The sequence below is a fragment of the Variovorax sp. efr-133-TYG-130 genome (genome assembly GCF_030208835.1).
Taxonomy (GTDB): Bacteria; Pseudomonadota; Gammaproteobacteria; order Burkholderiales; family Burkholderiaceae_C; genus Variovorax.
In genome coordinates this window covers 911,062-930,331 of the sequence record NZ_JARVTD010000003.1, presented here as the reverse complement: position 1 = coordinate 930,331, position 19,270 = coordinate 911,062, and the positions used below count along the sequence as shown (strand labels likewise).

Annotated in this window: 13 protein-coding genes; 8 read left to right on the top strand and 5 right to left on the bottom strand. The window is 68.2% G+C overall.

What is annotated here, in order from left to right; translation table 11 throughout:
• Positions 1-66 precede the first annotated feature (66 nt).
• Positions 67-900, bottom strand: a complete 834-nt coding sequence (locus QRN67_RS06430) for an alpha/beta hydrolase (protein WP_106934104.1) — start codon at positions 898-900, stop codon at positions 67-69.
• 150 nt (positions 901-1,050) lie between these two features.
• Here QRN67_RS06430 and QRN67_RS06425 point away from each other — a divergent pair, with 150 nt between their 5' ends.
• Complete coding sequence (locus QRN67_RS06425) at positions 1,051-2,946, top strand: GspE/PulE family protein (RefSeq protein WP_285411128.1); 1,896 nt, start codon at positions 1,051-1,053, stop codon at positions 2,944-2,946.
• 133 nt (positions 2,947-3,079) lie between these two features.
• A complete protein-coding gene (locus QRN67_RS06420) occupies positions 3,080-3,907 on the top strand; it encodes an HDOD domain-containing protein (protein ID WP_106934106.1) in 828 nt (275 codons plus the stop codon).
• Positions 3,908-3,919: 12 nt separating this feature from the next.
• Here QRN67_RS06420 and kdsA read toward each other — a convergent pair whose 3' ends face one another.
• The 3 genes from kdsA to QRN67_RS06405 all read right to left on the bottom strand — a co-directional run bounded on the left by kdsA (position 3,920) and on the right by QRN67_RS06405 (position 8,145).
• Entirely contained in the window at positions 3,920-4,765 is an 846-nt protein-coding gene (kdsA, locus tag QRN67_RS06415; protein WP_285411127.1) for a 3-deoxy-8-phosphooctulonate synthase, read from the bottom strand.
• Positions 4,766-4,838: 73 nt separating this feature from the next.
• Positions 4,839-5,798, bottom strand: coding sequence for a S1C family serine protease (locus tag QRN67_RS06410; RefSeq protein ID WP_285411126.1), 960 nt, complete (start codon positions 5,796-5,798; stop codon positions 4,839-4,841).
• 97 nt (positions 5,799-5,895) lie between these two features.
• Positions 5,896-8,145 carry an amino acid adenylation domain-containing protein gene (locus tag QRN67_RS06405; protein ID WP_285411125.1) on the bottom strand — a complete coding sequence of 750 codons (2,250 nt, stop codon included), beginning with the start codon at positions 8,143-8,145 and terminating at the stop codon, positions 5,896-5,898.
• Positions 8,146-8,535: 390 nt separating this feature from the next.
• Between QRN67_RS06405 and QRN67_RS06400 the strand changes: the two genes are divergently transcribed.
• Positions 8,536-8,724: a hypothetical protein gene (locus QRN67_RS06400; RefSeq protein ID WP_285411124.1), complete on the top strand. Its 189-nt coding sequence runs from the start codon at positions 8,536-8,538 to the stop codon at positions 8,722-8,724.
• A gap of 24 nt (positions 8,725-8,748) precedes the next feature.
• Here QRN67_RS06400 and QRN67_RS06395 read toward each other — a convergent pair whose 3' ends face one another.
• Complete coding sequence (locus QRN67_RS06395; RefSeq protein ID WP_285411123.1) at positions 8,749-10,449, bottom strand: alpha/beta hydrolase; 1,701 nt, start codon at positions 10,447-10,449, stop codon at positions 8,749-8,751.
• A gap of 207 nt (positions 10,450-10,656) precedes the next feature.
• Here QRN67_RS06395 and QRN67_RS06390 point away from each other — a divergent pair, with 207 nt between their 5' ends.
• The 5 genes from QRN67_RS06390 to QRN67_RS06370 all read left to right on the top strand — a co-directional run bounded on the left by QRN67_RS06390 (position 10,657) and on the right by QRN67_RS06370 (position 19,235).
• Positions 10,657-10,923, top strand: a complete 267-nt coding sequence (locus tag QRN67_RS06390) for a hypothetical protein (RefSeq protein ID WP_285411122.1) — start codon at positions 10,657-10,659, stop codon at positions 10,921-10,923.
• Positions 10,924-11,107: 184 nt separating this feature from the next.
• Entirely contained in the window at positions 11,108-13,018 is a 1,911-nt protein-coding gene (glgB, locus tag QRN67_RS06385; RefSeq protein WP_285411121.1) for a 1,4-alpha-glucan branching protein GlgB, read from the top strand.
• Positions 13,015-15,081: an alpha-1,4-glucan--maltose-1-phosphate maltosyltransferase gene (locus tag QRN67_RS06380; protein ID WP_285411120.1), complete on the top strand. Its 2,067-nt coding sequence runs from the start codon at positions 13,015-13,017 to the stop codon at positions 15,079-15,081. Before glgB ends, QRN67_RS06380 begins: the two co-directional genes overlap by 4 nt.
• 14 nt (positions 15,082-15,095) lie before the next feature.
• Entirely contained in the window at positions 15,096-18,440 is a 3,345-nt protein-coding gene (treS, locus tag QRN67_RS06375) for a maltose alpha-D-glucosyltransferase (protein ID WP_285411119.1), read from the top strand.
• Between the two features lie 33 nt (positions 18,441-18,473).
• Complete coding sequence (locus QRN67_RS06370; protein WP_081269604.1) at positions 18,474-19,235, top strand: mechanosensitive ion channel family protein; 762 nt, start codon at positions 18,474-18,476, stop codon at positions 19,233-19,235.
• The last annotated feature ends 35 nt before the right edge of the window (positions 19,236-19,270 follow it).

Below are 19,270 nucleotides of genomic sequence, written 5' to 3'. Positions count from 1 at the left end.
CTCCACTTCCGGTTATCGGCAGTCCAATTGCAAACTTTAGGTAAACGATGCGCCCGGCAATGCGATTCAGGCGGCTTCCGAGCTCGGGAGGATGGCCGTGAGGGCGAAATCGATCAGGTAGAGCCAGGTCGCCTCCAGGCCCATGATGTTGTGATGGTCGGAGTCGGGCACCGTCTGCACGCTGATCGGCGTGGGCCAGGCCGCAATGAGCTTCTGCGAGCGCTCGGGCAGCACCACGTCGTCTTTCGCGGCCAGCAGCACCTGGGTCTTGGCCGCCACTTCCTTGCAATGCTCGAGCGAATTGAACTGGTGGCGCAGCAGCAGCGACAGCGGCACCAGCGGAAAGCGGCGCTTGGCGACTTCCAGCATGGAGTCGTAGGGCGTGACCAGCTGCAGGCTGGCGAAGTCCTGTCGCGCCACGAGCTGGATGGCCACGCCGGTGCCCAGGCTGCGGCCGACCACGTGCAGGCGGGCCTGTGGGTAGGCGCGGCGCAGGTGCCTGGCGAACTGGCTCGCGTCTTCCACCGACGCGATTTCCGACGGGTGCCCTTGCGAGTCGGCCACGCCGCGGTAGTTGAGCGCCGCGAAGCCGAAGCCTTCCGGCAGCCAGTGCAGCATCTGCGCGGTGGCGCGCACGTCTTCGCCCCGGCCGGCGAAATAGACGAACAGGTCCTGCAGCGCGGCTTCGCCCTGCGGGTGGTACACGTAGCCGCGGACCATGCCGCCGGGCACCGTGTGCGAGTAGGTGGAGAAGTCGTCCGAGAGATGGACGACCGGCAGCTTGCGGGCATTGAAGAGGATCTGGCCCTGGCGCGTGGCCAGCAGGGTCCAGTACGCCGCGATGCTGCCGATGGCCGCGGCAGAAGCCGAGAGCGCGATGCGGGAGACTTTGGATGGCAAGTGATGTGCTCCGAGAGAGGGTGCGAGGTCCGAGTTTCGTCTGTTCCGCTTTGTTGAGAACTTGAGTACTCAAGAAGCCTGTAATGCTGACACGCGCATGCATTTGCGCTCTACGATGCTACGCAATTCAAATGGTCAGGAGGTCCACGCATGTCATCCAATGAAGTCGTCTTGCCGGAGCAATTGCTGCGCGCGCTCGAGCTCCAGAGCCGAGCGCCCATCGCGCGCATCGGCGAAGCGCTCGTTTCGCTGGGCATGGTCAGCGACGAGCAACTGCGCGCCGGCCTGGCCCGGCAGCAGCGCGAGCCGGAGGTGCCGCTGGGAGAGATGCTGGTGCGCATGGGTGTGGTGAGCCGAGGCCAGCTGCAGATCGCGCTGGTTCGCAAGATGGGCTATCCGCTCGTGAACCTGCATCTTTATCCGGCGTCGGCCGAGGCGTTGCGCAAGGTCGGCCACGGTGTGGCGCGGCGCCTGCAGGTCATGCCGCTCATGCTGCACGACGGCCGGCTGGTGGTCGCGCTCGACGACCCGAGCAGCCGGCACTCGGCGCTCGACGAGATCGAGTTCATCGCGCAGATGAAGGTGACCCCGGTGGTGGGGCAGTGCCTGGACCTCGACAGCGTGCTGAACGCCGCCTACGAAAAGATCGGCGAGATCTCCGCCAACCCCTTCGCCACCAGCACGGACCCGGGGCGTCCGCTGGAGTTCGACCTGGCCGGCACCAGCGAGCTGCTACAGACCCTCGAGAAGGAAGGCCCCGCCGCGCCCGCGCCCGAGGCGCCCATCGAGCAGTCGGACAACTCGCTGGTGCGCATGATCAACGGCATGATCCAGGAGGCGCACCGCGAAGGCGCCTCCGACATCCACATCGAAAGCTACCCCGGCCAGGAAAAGACCCGCATCCGGTTTCGCCGCGACGGGCTGCTCTACACCTACCTGGAACTGCCGCCGAGCTACCGCAACGCGATCGTCGCGCGCGTGAAGATCATGTGCGACCTCGACATCAGCGAGAAGCGCAACCCGCAGGACGGAAAGATCAACTTCGCCAAGTATTCGCCGCAGCACCGCATCGAGTTGCGCGTGGCGACCATCCCGACCAACAACGGCCTGGAAGACGTGGTGATGCGCATCCTGGCTTCGTCCAAGCCCATTCCGATGAGCGAGCTGGGCCTGTCGCCGAACAACCTCGCGCAGCTGACCAAGGCCGTCGAGCGGCCCTACGGCATGGTGCTGTGCGTCGGCCCCACGGGCTCGGGCAAGACCACGACGCTGCACTCGGCGCTGATGCACATCAACACGCCCGAGCGAAAGATCTGGACCGCGGAAGACCCGGTCGAAATCACCCAGCCCGGCCTGCGGCAGGTGCAGATCAATCCCCGCATCGACTGGACCTTTGCCAAGGCGCTGCGCGCGTTCGTGCGCGCGGACCCGGACGTCATCATGGTCGGCGAAATCCGAGACGGGGAAACCGCCAGGACCGCGATCGAGGCTTCGCTGACGGGCCACCTGGTGCTCTCGACCCTGCACACCAACAGCGCGCCTGAGACCGTGACGCGCCTGCTCGACATGGGCATGGACCCGTTCAACTTCGCGGACTCGCTGCTGGCCGTGCTGGCACAGCGGCTGGTGCGGCGCCTGTGCAGCCGCTGCACCAGCAGCAGCCCGGCGAGCCCCGAGACGGTGGAGGAACTGCTGGACGATTACCTGCATGCCTTCGGCACCCGCGAGGACGACGCCGGCCGGCAGCGCGACGCGGTGCGCGACGTCTGGCTGCGCCGCTTCGGGCGCGAGGGCCAGTTGCACACTTATTCCAGCGTCGGCTGCAAGCACTGTTCGGGCACGGGCTTCAAGGGGCGCGTGGGCATCCACGAGCTGATGGTGATGTCCAAGACGCTGCGCCGGCTGGTGCAGACCGGCGCGCGCGCCGAAGAACTCCAGCAGGCGGCGCTGCAGGAGGGCATGCGCACGCTGCGCCAGGACGGCATCGAGAAAGTGCTTGCGGGGCACACCACCATCGAGGAGGTGCGCGCGACCAGCAACGTGTGATGGCGTCGCTTGGCCGGGCGGCCTACCGGAATCCGTAGAAATTACAGATTCGCACCGAATCGGCGTTGACCGGGCGGGGTACTGGAGCAAAATCTTTTGCATACATACAACGAGGCAACACCGCCCAAGCGCCATGACACTCGACGAACTGTTCGCCAATGACGAGTCGCTCCCTACCGTCCCCAGGGTGGTGTCCGATCTCATCGAGATGCTGCGCGACGACGACGTGCCCTTCGCGGCCATCGCGCATCGCATCGAGCTCGACCAGGTGCTTGCGGCCAGGGTGCTGCAGATGGTCAATTCGCCGTTCTTCGGGCTGCCGCGCAAGATTTCGTCCATCCAGGGCGCGATCCTGATGCTCGGGCTCTCGGCCATCCGGTCGTTGGTGGTGAGCTCGGGCCTGTCGGGCTCCTTCAGGAAGGTGGAAGGCGTCAATCTGCCGGAGTTCTGGGCCCACAGCCTGCGCGTGGCGTCGGTCTCCCGGTATCTCGCTTCAAAGACCCGCCGCGTCGATCCCAACCTGGCATTCACCGCGGGCAGCATGCATGCCATCGGCCACCTCATCATGGCGCAGGCCATGCCCGGGCGCATGGCCGAACTGAACACCGTGCACCCGTTCGATGCACTGGGGCGCGCCCAGCTCGAACTCGTCGAATTTGGCTACCACTACGGCGACGTGAGCGCCTCGCTGGCGCGGCGCTGGGAGTTCGCGCCCGAGCTGGTCGGTGCGCTCTCCAGCTTCGTGACCCAGGCGAAGGCGGAGCGGCCCGATGCGCTCGGCGGCATTCTTCACATGGCCGTGTGGCGCGTGGCGCTGGAGCGCCAGGGCATGGACCTGGGCAACTTCGGCGCCTTCTGGCCGGCCCAGTCGGCGATGGCCGTGGGCATCACCGAGGACATCGTCCAGGGCATGCCGGCACCGCGCGTGCTTGCCGCCGACCTCGAATCGATGATCGCCTGAGCGGCCGCGTCCTCAGATATCCAGCGGCGCGAACGACTTGATCAGGTCGTCCAGCGCCTTGATCTGCGTCAGGAACGGTTCCAGCTTGTCGAGCGGCAAGGCGCTGGGGCCGTCGCACTTGGCTTGCGCCGGGTCCGGATGCGCTTCCAGGAAGAGCCCCGCCAGCCCCACCGCCATGCCGGCGCGCGCCAGGTCGGCCACCTGCTCGCGGCGGCCGCCCGACGCCGCGGCGCCGGCTTCGCGCTGCTGCAGCGCATGGGTCACGTCGAAGATGATCGGCAGGTTCTGCGTGACCTTCTTCATGACGCCGAAGCCCAGCATGTCCACCACCAGGTTGTCGTAGCCGAAGCAGGTGCCGCGGTCGCACAGGATGAGCCTGTCGTTGCCGGCCTCTTTGAACTTCTCGACGATGTTGAGCATCTGCGGCGGGCTCAGGAACTGCGGCTTCTTGATGTTGATGGCCCGGCCGGTCTTGGCCAGCGCCACGACCAGGTCGGTCTGGCGCGCGAGGAACGCGGGCAGCTGCAGAACGTCGACCACCTCGGCCACCGGCGCGGCCTGCGCGACCTCGTGCACGTCGGTGATCACCGGGACGCCGAACGCGTCCTTCACCGCCTGGAGGATCTTCAGCCCCTCGTCGAGGCCCGGGCCGCGGTAGGAGTGGATCGACGAGCGGTTGGCCTTGTCGAAGCTGCCCTTGAAGACATAGGGAATGCCCAGCTTGCCGGTAACGCGCACGTACTCTTCGGCGCTGCGCAGGGCCAGGTCTCTGGACTCGAGGACGTTGACGCCGCCGAACAGGACGAAGGGGCCGTCGTTGCGGGCGTGGACGTTGGGGGTGATGGTGACAGTGGTCAAGTTTTTCTCCTGGCTAGGTGCCGATTGTCGGTCGGGCCGGGCTTTCGCCGTCCCGCCGATTTTCCGGCAGGCATCAACCGCCGGGCGTCACCGTCAGGTAAAGCGTCGTCAGGGTGCCCGCCACGGGCCGCAGCAGCTTCAGCAGCAGCGGCCGCCCGTAGCCTTCGCCGGCCAGCCGCTTCAGCAGGTCCGACAGTTGCGCGAGCGGCGTGCCGTCGCAGCCGATCAGGATGTCGCCGCTGCGCAGTCCGTCGCGTGCCGCCGCCGAGCCTGCCACCACCTCGACCACACGCACGCCGGTGGCGACGGGCCATTCGTTCTCGCGCACCCAGCGCCGGGGCAGGGCCATCGCGGCGCACTGCACGCCCAGCTTTCCGCGCCGCACCGCGCCGTGGCGCATCAGCTCGCCGGCCACCCAGCGCGCGGTGTCGATGGCCACCGCGAAGCTCAGGCCCTGGGCCGATGGAATCACCGCCGTGTTCACGCCGATGACCTCCGCGGCGCTGTCGAGCAGCGGGCCGCCCGAGTTGCCGGGGTTCAGCGCCACGTCGGTCTGGATCACGTCCTCGATCATCCGGCCGCCGCGCGAGGGCAGGCTGCGGCCCAGCGCGCTCACGATGCCGGCGGTCACGGTGAAGTCGAAACCCAGCGGGTTGCCGACCGCCACCGCCAGCTGGCCGGGCTGCAGCGCCGCCGAGCTGCCCAGCGGCAGGAAGGCGCTGGGGTGCGACTCGATGCGCAGCACCGCCACGTCGGTGGAAGCGTCGATGCCGACCAGCCGCGCCACGCTCTCGGTGCCGTCCGCGAAGGCCGCGCGCAGTTCGCTCGCGCCTTCGACGACGTGGGCGTTGGTGATGGTGAAGCCGTCCGGCGTGAAGAGAAAGCCCGAGCCGCTGCCCTGGCCGCCCGCGTTGCCGCGCTGCGGCTGCTTGCGCACCTTGATGTGCGCGACCGCCGCGCTGGCCGTGTGTGCCACGCGGGTGACGGTGTTGGAGTAGGAATCGAGCAGGAATTCGTCTTCGCGCGCGCCCATGTGAGCACCTCTTTCAGTCGCCGGCATCTCCGGGAATCCAGCAGAAATGGCGGCGCGAAAGAGCTTTTCAAGCGCCCGGGCCGGGGCTCGGGCAGGCTCAGGCGGCCCCTGGGCGCGCCGCGGCCTGCGCGGTCGGCGAATGCTGCAGCGCGGCCGGCAGGCGGTCGTCCAGCCAGTTCATGCGCCAGGCCAGCAGCGTCACCGCGAGCACCAGCACCGCCAGCGCGGCCACGCCCGTCGCGCCGCGGCGGTCGCGGTACGGGTCGCGCACGATGCGCCGTGCGCCCGGCGGCACCCGCGCGGTCTGCGAGAGCATGCCGCCCAGCCGCACATTCACCTTCATGCGCCCGTTGATGGCCCAGCCGCTCGCGTCCAGGATCGGCCCCAGGCTGCGCTGGCGCAGTTTGAGCCACGCGATCAGCATGCTCGGCCCCGAGATGGCGAGCACGATGCCCAGCAGGGCCACCGGTATCCATTGGCCCAGGTCGATGAATTTGCCGAAGATGGCCACCAGCACCGCGCTGATGCTCCCCAGCGCCACGCCGATGGCGGCCACCGTGCCCACGTCGACGCGGCCTGCGGGGCGGGGCGCCGTGGCCGGTGCCTTGGCCGCGTTCGCGGCCTGGTCGGCGGTGGTGAGCTTTGTCGCGAAGCTGGTCAGGCTGCCCTGGCCGGCGGCGTCCTGTGCGGCGGCGCGCTTGGCCACCTGCTCCTCGATCACGCGCACGAACTTCTTGTACGGCGCGAAGAAGGCCTGTGCCACGCTCGTCGGGTTTTCGATCAGCTTGGTGATGGTGGCGTCCCAGTCGCGGCCCTGGCGGTCGTAGAACACGCCGTTGCGACCCACGAAAAGGAAGTCGACGTCGCCCGCCGTGAAGGCTGCGGCAATGCTCATCTTCGCGCCCTGGCGCGTGCAGTCGCAGTAGGCCAGGCAGGTCTTCGCCAGGCCCGCGAGCACCGCGTGCCTGGCCGTGTCCTGCACCTGCACCGTCAGCTCGCAGCTCCGGCCGTCGAGGTACAGCGTGCCCGCCTGGAAGATCGCGCCCTCGCGCCGGTAGAAGGCCTTGAACGACACGAAGTTGTCGAGCAGCACCACCAGGTCGCGCTGCAGGCGGATCAGTTTTTCCAGGTCGACCAGCAGCGCGTTATGTTCCTCGGCGGCTTCGTCGTCGCGGATCAGCCCGAGCAGCGCATCGCGCGTCCGGAGCAGCGCGTCGAGCTTGTCGAGCGGGAGCGCGGCGGCCCAGTTGTCGGGCTGCCTGGCCATCAGGGCCTGCAGCGGCGCGAGCTTGCGGCGAATCGCGAGCCAGTCGGCCTCCGCGAGTTCTTCGCGCGCGCCGAGCAGCGGCGCCACGCTGCGTTCGGCAAAGGCGGCCACGGCATCGGCCCACGCGGGATTGAGCGAGGTGCCGCTCAGCGGCAGCACGCAGCGCGGCGTGACCGGGGCCAGCGGCAGTTCGGCGATGGGTTCCGCATGCAGGTTGAGGCTGTTTGCGGCGAGCGCGTCGTAGGCCTTGGCGGAAGGGTTGAGCGCGGTCACGGCCTGGGCGTCGAAAGCGGCCACGCGGCAGCGCGCGAAGAAATCGTCGAGCTTGGCCTGCACCTTGAGCGCCGCGTCGGCGGCCGCCAGCGTAGGCTCGCCCAGCGGCATCAACTCGCCATTGCCGGCGTCGGCCTGGGCATGCCAGTCGCGCGCGGTCTGCACTTCGGCGAAGAAGGCTTCCACGCGGGCGCGGTCCACGCCGGGCGTCTGCTTGTGGCGGTCGGGCACGCTGCCGTGCAGCCGGATGACTTCGGCGATGGTGGCGCGCACGGATTCGTCCTGCGCCGTGTCGGGCGTGACCACGCCGTCGCCGTTGAAGCGCATGGCGGCCAGCAGCTCGCCCCGGTCGGCGATGTCGGCGAGGGTGAGCGTGTCGTCATCGGGCCTGCCCTTGATCTGCAGCAGGCGGCGCGCTTCCTCCAGCAGCCGCGCGCCGGCGGGGTTGCGGTCGTCAAGGTCGCCCAGCGTCAGCACGTCGCTGCCTTGCAGCAGCACGTCGGGGTTGCGAAGCCGCGCGCAGACCCATTCGCACGCCGCGACCACTTCGGGCGGGCGCACGCGGCCGTCGCGGTCGGTGTCGATCAGGTCGAGGGTGCGTGTGTCGAAGTCGATGCCGCGCGTCGGGCACGCGAGCGCCACCCAGAGCTTCTGGTCGAGCTCCGCGATGCGGGCAATGTCCTCGCCGGTGCGAAAGATCACCTGGTCGGCGCCGCCCGTGCGGATGAACTGCCAGCGGTGCGGCGTGTGCGAGGGAAGGGCGTCGGGGCTCGATGGATGGGGTCGATTGCTGGGGCTGTTGCGCATGGGCAGCACCCTAAGGGAGCACGCGTGGCGCTTTTGAGGACGCACGGCGCACAGCCATGTCGTCCGAGGCCGACATGGCTGTGCGCGCATGCGGCAGGCGCCGTAGGTCTTGTCTGTCCCGAGGAGGCGGCATTCCCTTTGAATCCGTCGCGCGTGCCCTCTATAACTTTGGGATCGACGGTTGTGCCGTCCCTCGTATTCCTCCCTTTGCGAGGGCTTCGCTGCGTGACAGCAACGAGGCTTGGACCCGGCTCCTGTCGGGTTCTTTTTTGTGAGCCGGCCCGATGCAGGCGGCCGCGCGCGTTAACGAGGGCTTCAGGGGCCGTTTAGGCTTTCTTCAGGCGGGGTGCACACACTGCGCTGCACCCACAACACGAAGAAGTCCGCCCCTTGAAAAACATCCTCATCCTGATTGCCGCCGCCACCGTGATTGCGGGCTGCGGCCACGACCACCACCGGCGCGATCGCGACCGCGACCACAACGGAATTCCTGATCGCTACGAGCGCAACCGCGACAGCGACGGTGACGGCGTGCCCGACCGCTACGACCGCCGGCTCTACGACCCCCGCAGGAACTAGCCGCAGCCTGTCGCCGCGAAGGGATCAGGGCGCCTTGGCGGCCTGCGCCGGTCCCTTCGGCCGCGACGACGGCTCCCACGAGTCAGGCGTGGTGGCCACCAGCGACTTGAAGTCCTTCCAGGGCCGCGCGCCCGGCATGGTGCGTCCGCCGACGATCACCGTCTTCGCGAACAGCACCATGCGCTCGCGCAGGTAGTCGCGGTCGGACGCGGGCCAGGTCTCGATGGAGTGCGGCCCGCGAGCCAGCACGATCTCCTTCACGCCGCGAATGCGGTTGTAGGCGGCCACTGTTCCTTCGAGCGTTTCCGCGCGGTCCCACAGGCCCTTGCCGAAGAACGCGGCCGGCCACCGGTCCATCCCCGCCAGGGTGGACGAGTTCGGATAGAAGACGATGTGATGGTCCGCCGCCATGCCGCCCAGGAACAGGTTGCGGTCGGCCAGGTCGGGCGAGTCGCCTACGTAGCCCGCGCCGCTGGCAAACGACGACAGCAGGATGGCGCCGTGGATGTTCTTCAGCCCCTTGGGCGGCGTGCAGCTGGGCTGCGGCATGTCGAAGGTGCATTCGGCCACGTAGTTCTTGGTCATGGCCCAGGCGGTGGACATCGAGCCGCGCGAATAGCCGCCGAGCACCAGCGGGATCTCGTTGGCCTTCATGCCCGCCAGCAGCCGGCCGCGCGCGTTCTCGCCTTCGAACAGTTCGCCCGAGGGCGAGAGCAGCCGCAGGCCGCGTCCGCCTTCCAGCGCCGCCAGCGCGCGGAACACGTCCTCGCCCTGTTCCAGCGTGTTGGTGTCGCTGAAGCCGCCCGACAGGCCTTCGCCGCGCCGGTCGTAGGCCAGCACGTCGAAGCCGGCCTGGTTCAGCGCATGCAGGTTCTCGCGCCACCAGCGCTGGCCCATGGTTTCTGTGGTCGCGTTGGGAAAGCTGACCGGAACGGTCTTGCCGGTCTTCTCGTCGATGCGGTAGGCCGCTTCGTCCGGATGCTGGATGGCCGTGAGCTGGCCGCCGCCGCCCGGCGCCATGATGGCCAGCGCGCGCACCTTCTTGCCCTTGCCGTCGTCGATGCCGGCGCCCTCGATGTACCAGCCGCGCAGCTTGATGTCGCCGGTCATCTTCAGGTCGATGCGCTCGAAGGCGTCGCGCGGCGCGGTGAACTCCACGATCCAGGTGCGGGCGTCGGCCTCGGCGATGCCTTCGCGGTAGGGCGCCTTGGCAAAGAAGGCGGGCCGGCGGATCTGCTTCAGGTCGACGTTGCCGTCCGGATCGATCCTGCCAGACGGGTCGACCACGCCGGTCGAGCGCGTGGCGCGTTCCTTGTTGGGCGGCAGCCAGCGCTGCATCTGCGCGTCGATGCGCTTGAAGCACGCGGGGTCTTCCTTGCAGGCGCGCCAGCGGGCCTTGAGCTTGTCGTCGGTGAATTCGCTGATGTAGTAGTCGCCGCCCGCATAGTCGGGGGGCGGGTGGTTGGCCGTCATGAGCACCGGCACGCACTCCTTGGCGCCGGTTCCCTTGGGACCTTGCCCCAGCAGGTAGCCGCCCATCATGGCGTTGCGGTCGGTGCCGACCCACGCGGTGCAATCGGTGGGCGGCGGGGCGCTGGCGGTGGCCTGCCTCTGGGCCTCGGTGGGACCGGTGCAGGCGCCCAGCAGCAGCGCGCCGGCGGCCAGGGTGAAGGCCGCGGCGCGGCGATGCAGGAGCAGGGTGCTCGGAATCTTCTGTGCAGTCATCGAGGCGGATGTTCCAGGGAAGGTGCGGGAGCGCAGCATGATCTTCGCCGCATCCGCGCCCGAAAGCCACGGCCCAAGCCGCGTCCGCCTGCAAGCGAAGGCCGCCCTTGCTGTAGGAAATTTCCTGCATGCGCATGCGCGGAATTCCGCTCTTCTTCGGCCTGCGCCGCGCGCTCAATCTGCGCCGAATTAAAGGAGACAAGACAGATGAACTTCGAAGGCATTTACTGCTTCGACATGGCGAGCGTGCGCTTCGCCTTCTATCCCGAAGGCCCCGGCGGCCCGCGCGTGCTTGCTCAGATTTCCGAGGAAACGCTGCACGACAAGTTCGGCGCGCGCGAAATCGGCGAGCGTTTGCTGGAAGCCTGCCGCAAGCACTTCCACGCCATCGAGCCCGCCGCCGTCGCGCGCTACCGCAACGCGCCGCGCCGGCCGATCACGCTGACCACCGAAGACTTCGCGCTGCACGCCTGAGCCGGCGCGGCGCCTGAAGGCACACGGGCAACTCTCCGACAAGGCGAGGCGGCTCAGGCCGTAACCACGGCCACCGGCATCCCAGCAAATTGGCGTTCAAGCCAAGCGAGAACCGCAGTCGTTCCCCGCGTGGCCGTCGCCCCGACGGCCATGAACCCCTGCCTCGCTGGCCTTCAATCAAGGAATGCCGGTGCCTTTGAACCATTCACTCCCAGGCGAGCGAGACGCCTATCTTTTCCACGAAGGAACGCACGCGCGGCTCTACGACTTGCTGGGATGCCATGTGCAGCCGGAAGGCGGCGCGCGCTTCGCCGTATGGGCACCCAATGCCGAGTCGGTCTCGGTGGTGGGCGACTGGAACTACTGGTCGGGCGATGCCGACCCGCTGGCGCCCAGCCCCGACCAGACCGGCATCTGGATCGGCCACGTGCCCAACGCAGTGTCCGGGCAGGCCTACAAGTACCGCATCCGTTCGCGCCAGGGCGGCTACACCGTCGACAAGGCCGACCCCGTGGCCTTCAGCGCGGAGCATCCGCCGGCCACCGGCTCGCGCATCTGCGAACTCGCCTACGAATGGGGCGACGATGAATGGATGGCCACGCGCGGCATGCACAACTCGCTCGAGGCGCCGATGTCGGTGTACGAGGTGCACCTGGGCTCCTGGCGCCGGCACGACGGGCAGTTCCTCGGCTACCGCGAGATCGCGCACGAACTGGCCGCATACGTCAGGAAGATGGGTTTCACGCACGTCGAGCTGATGCCCGTGACCGAGCATCCGTTCTACGGCTCCTGGGGCTACCAGACTACCGGCTACTTCGCGCCCACCGCGCGCTACGGTTCGCCGCAGGACTTCATGTACCTCGTCGACCATTTGCACCAGCAGGGCATCGGCGTGCTGCTCGACTGGGTGCCTTCGCACTTCCCGACCGACGAGCACGGCCTTTCTTTCTTCGACGGCACGCACCTCTTCGAGCATGCCGACCCGCGCCAGGGCTTCCACCCGGAGTGGAACTCCAGCATCTTCAACTACGGCCGGCCCGAGGTGCGCAGCTTCCTGGTGTCGTCGGGCCTGTTCTGGCTCGACCTGTACCACCTGGACGGACTGCGCGTGGACGCTGTGGCTTCCATGCTGTACCTCGACTACGCCCGCAAGCACGGCGAGTGGATCCCCAACCGCCACGGCGGCCGTGAGAACCTGGAGGCCATCGATTTCCTGCAGACGCTGAACCGCGCCGTCTACCGCGAGTTTCCGGACACGCTCACCGTGGCGGAGGAGTCCACCGCGTGGCCGCGCGTTTCGCGCCCCACCGACATGGACGGCTTGGGCTTCGGCGAGAAATGGAACATGGGCTGGATGCACGACACGCTGGCCTACATGAAGGAAGACCCGGTCAATCGCAAGTACCACCACCACAAGCTGACCTTCTCGCTGGTGTATGCCTTCAACGAGAACTTCGTGCTGCCTTACTCGCATGACGAGGTGGTGCACGGCAAGGGCTCGCTCATCAACAAGATGCCCGGCGACAGCTGGCAGCAGTTCGCCAACCTGCGTGCGCTGTTCGGCTTCATGTGGGCGCACCCGGGCAAGAAGCTGCTCTTCATGGGTGACGAGTTCGGCCAGCGCCGCGAATGGACGCACGACGGCGAGCTCGAATGGTGGGTCACACAGCAGCAGGGCCACGGCGGCCTGCAGCGGCTGGTGGCGCAGCTCAACCGGGTGTACCGCGAATCGCCCGCACTGCACCAGCTCGACTTCTCGGCGGCCGGCTTCGAATGGATCGCGGCCGACGACGCCGAGCGCAGCGTGTTCGCCTTTCTGCGCAAGGCGCGCGACGGCAGCCCGCCGCTGCTGGTGGTCAGCAACATGACGCCCGTGCCGCGCACCAACTACCTGCTGGGCGTGCCCGGCGGCGTGGGCAGCGGCTTCTGGCGCGAACTGATCAACACCGACGCGGCCGAGTTCGGCGGCGCCGGCTGGGGCAACTTCGGCGGCGTGGAAGCCGCGCCGGTGCGCTCGCACGGGCGCATGCAGTCGGTGTCCCTGACGCTGCCGCCGCTGTCGACCCTGATCCTGGAACAACGCCCGTCACCATGAAGAACATCTTCTCCACCCGCCACGCGGCCAGCGTGGCTCCCGACATTGCAACCGGCACCGACAACCCCGGCGGCGACGTGCGCGCCGTGATCGATGCCGTGCTGCCCGCCGTCGACAACGGCCGCTTCGCCGTGAAATGCGTGGCCGGCGAGCGGGTGTGCGTGCGCGCGCACTGCTTCACCGACGGCCACGACGTGCTTCGCGTGCAGCTGTGCTGGCGCGCGCACGACCAGGCCGAGTTCCGCGAAGTGCCGATGAAGCCGCTGGGCAACGACGTGTGGGAGGCCGGCTTCTCGCCGCCCGCGATAGGCCGCTACGTGTACACCGCCGTGGCCTGGGTCGACCCGTTCGAGTCGTGGCGCAGCGAGATGACGCGCCGCGTCGACCCCGACGACGTGCGCATCGCCTCGGAAGTCGGCGCGGCCGAAGTGGCTGCCGCCGCCGCGCGCGCCGAGGGTGCCGACCGCATCGCGCTGCAGCGCTGGGCCACCGAGCTCCAGGCCTCGGCCGCCGCGCCGGGCACCGATGCGGTGTCGCTCAAGGCATTGGCGCTCGACGAGGAACTGGCCGAACTCGCGCGCCGCCACCCCGACCGGCGCCACCAGGTGCGCCACCCGGTCGAGCTGCCGCTGGTGGCCGACCGCGAGCGCGCCCGCTTCAGCACCTGGTATGAGCTGTTCCCGCGTTCGGCCGGCACCGAGCCGGGCGTGCACGGCACTTTCAAGGACGTGGAAGCGCGCCTGCCGGCCATCGCCGAGATGGGTTTCGACGTGCTGTACTTTCCGCCGATCCACCCCATCGGCCGCGTGCAGCGCAAGGGCCCCAACAACAAGCTGGTGAGCGGCCCCGAAGACGTGGGCAGCCCCTGGGCCATCGGCGCCGCGGAAGGCGGCCACAAGGACATCCTGCCCGCGCTCGGCACCGCGCAGGACTTCCGCCGCCTGCTGGCGCGCGCGGCCGACCACGGGCTGGAGATCGCGCTGGACATCGCCTTCCAGTGCGCGCCCGACCACCCCTACGTGAAGGCGCACCCCGAATGGTTCCGCTGGCGCCCCGACGGCACCGTGCAGTACGCGGAGAACCCGCCCAAGAAGTACCAGGACATCTATCCCTTCAACTTCGAGAGCGAAGACTGGCGCGGCCTGTGGGCCGAACTCAAGAGCGTGATCGACCACTGGGTGGGCGAGGGCGTGCGCATCTTCCGCGTCGACAACCCGCACACCAAGGCCTTCCCGTTCTGGGAGTGGGCCATCGGCGAGGTCAAGCGCGAGCACCCCGACGTGATCTTCCTGGCCGAGGCCTTCACCCGGCCCAAGGTGATGCACCGGCTGGCCAAGCTGGGCTTTTCGCAGAGCTACACCTACTTCACCTGGCGCAACACCAAGGAAGAACTGGTCGAGTACTTCACCGAGCTGTCCACCGCGCCGGGCATCGACTACTTCCGCCCCAACGTGTGGCCCAACACGCCCGACATCCTGCACGAGCAGCTGCAGCACGGCGACGCCGCGACCTACATGGCGCGGCTGGTGCTGGCGGCCACGCTCTCGGCCAGCTACGGCATCTACGGCCCCGCCTACGAGCTGCGCGAGCACCTGCCGCGCGAGCCGGGCAGCGAGGAATACCTCGATTCCGAGAAATACCAGCTGCGCCACTGGAACCACGACAACCCCGAAAGCCTGGCGCCCTTCATCGCGCGGGTGAACCGCATCCGCCGCGAGAACCCCGCGCTGCACCAGGACCGCACGCTGCGCTTCCTGCACATCGACAACCCGCAGCTGCTGGCCTACGCCAAGGTCTCGGCCGACGGGGCCAACGTGATCGTGACCGTGGTCAACCTCGATCCGCACAACGCCCAGTGGGGCTGGCTGGGGCTCGAACCCGGCAGCGTGGGTGTGAACCCGCCCTCGCGCGTGTTCCAGATGCACGACCTGCTCAGCGGCCAGCGCTTCCAGTGGCAGGGCGACTGGCACTACGTGCGCCTGGATCCGCAAAGCTGCCCCGCGCACGTCTTCGTCGTTCGTCGGCGTCATGGCGACGAGCGCGACTTCGATTATTTCCTCTGAGAGGTCGCCCGCCCATGAATGCACCCGTTTCGCACATCGCACTGGAAACCGTAGAGATCGACAACAGCGACGACCCCCTGTGGTACCGCGACGCGGTCATCTACCAGCTCAACGTCAAGGCCTTCTTCGATTCGAACAACGACGGCATGGGCGACTTCCAGGGCGTGACCGCCAAGCTCGACTACGTGAAGGACCTGGGCGTCAACACGATCTGGCTGATGCCGTTCTATCCCTCGCCGCTGCGCGACGACGGCTACGACATCTCCGAATACGAAGACGTCCATCCGCAGTACGGCTCGCTCGCCGACTTCCGCCAGATGCTGGCCGAGGCGCACAAGCGCGGCCTGCGCGTCATCACCGAGCTGGTCATCAACCACACCTCGAGCGAGCACCCGTGGTTCAAGGCCGCGCGGCTGGCGCCGCCGGGCTCGCCCGAGCGCGACTTCTACGTGTGGAGCGACACCGACCAGCTCTACCAGGGCACGCGCATCATCTTCACCGACACCGAGACCTCGAACTGGACCTGGGACCCGGTGGCCAAGCAGTACTACTGGCACCGCTTCTTCAGCCACCAGCCCGACCTGAACTTCGACAACCCGGCGGTGCTGGAGGCCATCTTCAAGACCATGCGCTTCTGGCTGGACATGGGCGTGGACGGCTTCCGGCTCGACGCCATTCCCTACCTGGTGGAGCGCGACGGCACCAGCAACGAGAACCTGCCCGAGACGCACGCGGTGATCAAGCGGCTGCGCGCGGCCATCGACGCGCAGTACAAGAACCGCTTCCTGCTGGCCGAGGCCAACATGTGGCCGGAGGACGTGCGCGAGTACTTCGGCGACGGCGACGAATGCCACATGGCCTACCACTTCCCGCTGATGCCGCGCATGTACATGGCCATTGCGCAGGAAGACCGCCACCCGATCGTGGAAATCATGGCGCAGACGCCCGACATTCCCGAAGGCTGCCAGTGGGCCATCTTCCTGCGCAACCACGACGAGCTCACGCTCGAGATGGTGACCAGCAAGGAGCGCGACTACATGTACAACATGTACGCCGCCGACATGCGCGCGCGCATCAACCTGGGCATCCGCCGGCGCCTGGCGCCGCTGATGGAGAACGACCTGGACCGCGTGAAGCTCATGAACGGCATGCTGCTGTCGATGCCGGGCTCGCCCATCATCTACTACGGCGACGAGATCGGCATGGGCGACAACGTGTTCGTGGGCGACCGCAACGGCGTGCGCACGCCCATGCAGTGGAGCCCCGACCGCAACGCCGGCTTCTCGCGCGCCGACCCGCAGCGCCTGTACCTGCAGCCCATCATGGACCCGATGTACGGCTACGAGGCGCTCAACGTCGAGACCCAGGCGCGCGACGCCAGCTCGCTGCTCAACTGGACCAAGCGCATGCTGGCCGTGCGCAAGACCAGCCACGCCTTCGGACGCGGCAAGCGGCGCTTCCTGAAGCCGGGCAACCGCAAGATCCTGGCCTACCTGAGCGAGTACGAAGGCGACGTGATCCTCGCCGTGTTCAACCTCTCGCGCGCGGCCCAGCCGGTGGAGCTGGACCTGTCGGAGTTCCGCGGCTTCGTTCCCATCGAGATGCTGGGCCGCTCCCCGTTCCCGCCCATCGGAGAGCTGCCTTACCTGCTCACGCTGTCTTCGTACGGCTTCTATTGGTTCAAGCTCACCGCGGAGGCCGACGCGCCGAGCTGGCACGAACAGGGCGTCGCGCTGCAGGAGTGGCCCACGCTGGTGCTGTTCGACGGCTGGACCAGTTTCTTCCGCGACCGCGTGATGCCGTGGCGCATCGGCATGTCCGAGCGCATGCGCAACCAGTTCGAGCTGGAAACGCTGCCGCGCCACATCGAGATCCAGCGCTGGTACGCCTCGAAGGGCACCGCCATCGAGCGTGCGCGCATCGTCGACCACGCGGTGTGGGAAGTGAACGGCCTGAGTTGGATGCTGCCGCTGCTCGCGCTCGACGGCCCGCCCGGCGGCGCCACCTATTTCATGCCCCTCGCCCTGGCCTGGGAGGAGCGCGACGAAGAGCGCATGGCCGGCGTGGCGCAGGCCGCGCTTGCCAAGGTGCGCCAGCAGGCGCAGGTCGGCCTGATGGGCGACGCCTTCTATGACGAGGCCTTCTGCCGCGAACTGGTCCGCGCCATCGGAAAGGGCGCCGAACTGCCCACGGCCGGCGGCAAGCTGGTGTTCACGCCGACAGCGGCGTTCGCCCAGCTCGGCGTCGACCTTGACGCGCTGCCGGTCGGGCGGCCCAGCGGCGTGAGCAGCAACACGGTGGTCACGCTCAACGAGACGCTGTTCCTCAAGGGCTACCGCAACGTGCGCGAAGGCATCAACCCCGAGCTCGAGATGGGCCGCTTCCTCACCGAAGTGGCGCACTACCCGCACTGCGTGCCGGTGCTCGGCGCACTCGAATACATGGGCGCCGACGGCCGCACCATGACGCTCGCCCTGGTGCAGAGCTATGTCGCCAACCAGGGCGACGGCTGGGACTACACGCTGGGCTATCTCGAACGCTTCCTGCGCGACGTGGCCACCACCGACGGTGCCGTCGACGCGCCCGACGTGCTGGCGGTGCACGGCGGCTTCCTCGCGCTGATCGGCACGCTGGGCCGCCGCACCGCCGAGCTGCACCGCGCGCTGGCCACCCGCACCGGGGCGGCGGCCTTCGACCCCGAGCCGCTGTCGGCCGAAGACGTGGCGGGCTACCGCACCCATGCCGCCGGCGATGCCACGGCCACGCTGGCACTGCTGCGCGAACGCCTCGGCGCGCTGCCTCCCGGCGCGCAGGCCGACGCCGAGAGCCTGCTGCGCGCCGCCGACACGCTGCAGGCCAGCATCGCCGAGCGCCGTTTCGTGGGCGAGGGCGGCAGCGGCGCCGCGCTCAAGAGCCGCTACCACGGCGACTACCACCTGGGGCAGGTGCTGGTGAAGGACAACGACTTCGTCATCATCGACTTCGAGGGCGAGCCCGCGCGCAGCTTCGAGGAGCGCCGCGCCAAGAGTTCGCCGCTGCGCGACGTGGCGGGCATGCTGCGCTCCTTCAACTATGCGCGCTGGTCGGCCTTGCGGCGCGTGGCGCAGAGCCCGGAAGAAGCCGAGAAGCTGGCCGCGCCCGCAGTCGCCTGGGAGCAGGCCACGCGCAACGCCTTCATGAAGGGCTACGCCGGCACGCTCGCGCAGCCGGACGGCGCGCCCATCGACGCCGAACTGCTCGCGCTGTTCGAGCTGGAGAAGGCGCTCTACGAACTTCGCTACGAACTCAACAACCGCGCCGACTGGGTACAGGTGCCGCTGCACGGCGTGCTCGCGCTCATCCAGCCGAACGGGGCCTGAGGCCGCCGTCGTCATTCACTCGGGGAAATACACATGGAAAACTTCGGCATTCACCTGGAGCCACTGCGCGCCATCCTCTACCAGGTGGGGGCGTTCGTTCCGCGCCTGCTGGTGGCGCTGGTGGTGGTGTTCGTGGGCTGGCTCATCGCCAAGGCGGCGCGCTTCGCCGTGACCAAGGCCTTGCGCGCCATCAACTTCAACGTGCTGACCGAGCGCGCGGGGCTCGACAACTTCCTGCGCCAGGGCGGCCTGGCGGGCGACACCAGCAGCCTGTTCGGCATCCTGGCGTACTGGCTGGTGATACTGGCGTCGCTGCTCATCGCCTTCAACGGCATGGGGCTGAGCTACATCGCCGACCTGCTGGGGCGCATCGTCTGGTTCGTGCCCAACGTGTTCGTCGCCTTGCTGGTGCTGGCCTTCGGCTCGTACTTCGCCAAGTTCGTGGGCGACGCCGTGGGCAGCTATTTCCGCGGCGTGAAGATGCAGGACGCCACGCTTTTCGCCAAGGTGGCGCAGTACGCGGTGATGGCTTTCGTGATCCTGATCGCGCTGGACCAGATCAAGGTGGGCGGCGACATCGTGCGCGAAAGCTTCCTGGTGATCTTGGCGGGCGTGGTTTTTGCGTTGGCCCTGGCATTCGGGCTGGCCGGCAAGGACTGGGCGAAGGCGCAGATCGAGCGCTGGTGGCCCCGGCAGCAGCAACTGACGAAGACGGGCACCGGCAGGGAAGTGCCGGGCGTGCCCACGCCACCGCCGCCGCCAGCATCGCGTTTCGACGACCGCCCACCCCGCTGACCTGCATTTCTCCCAACGCAAGCAACCGCCCGACG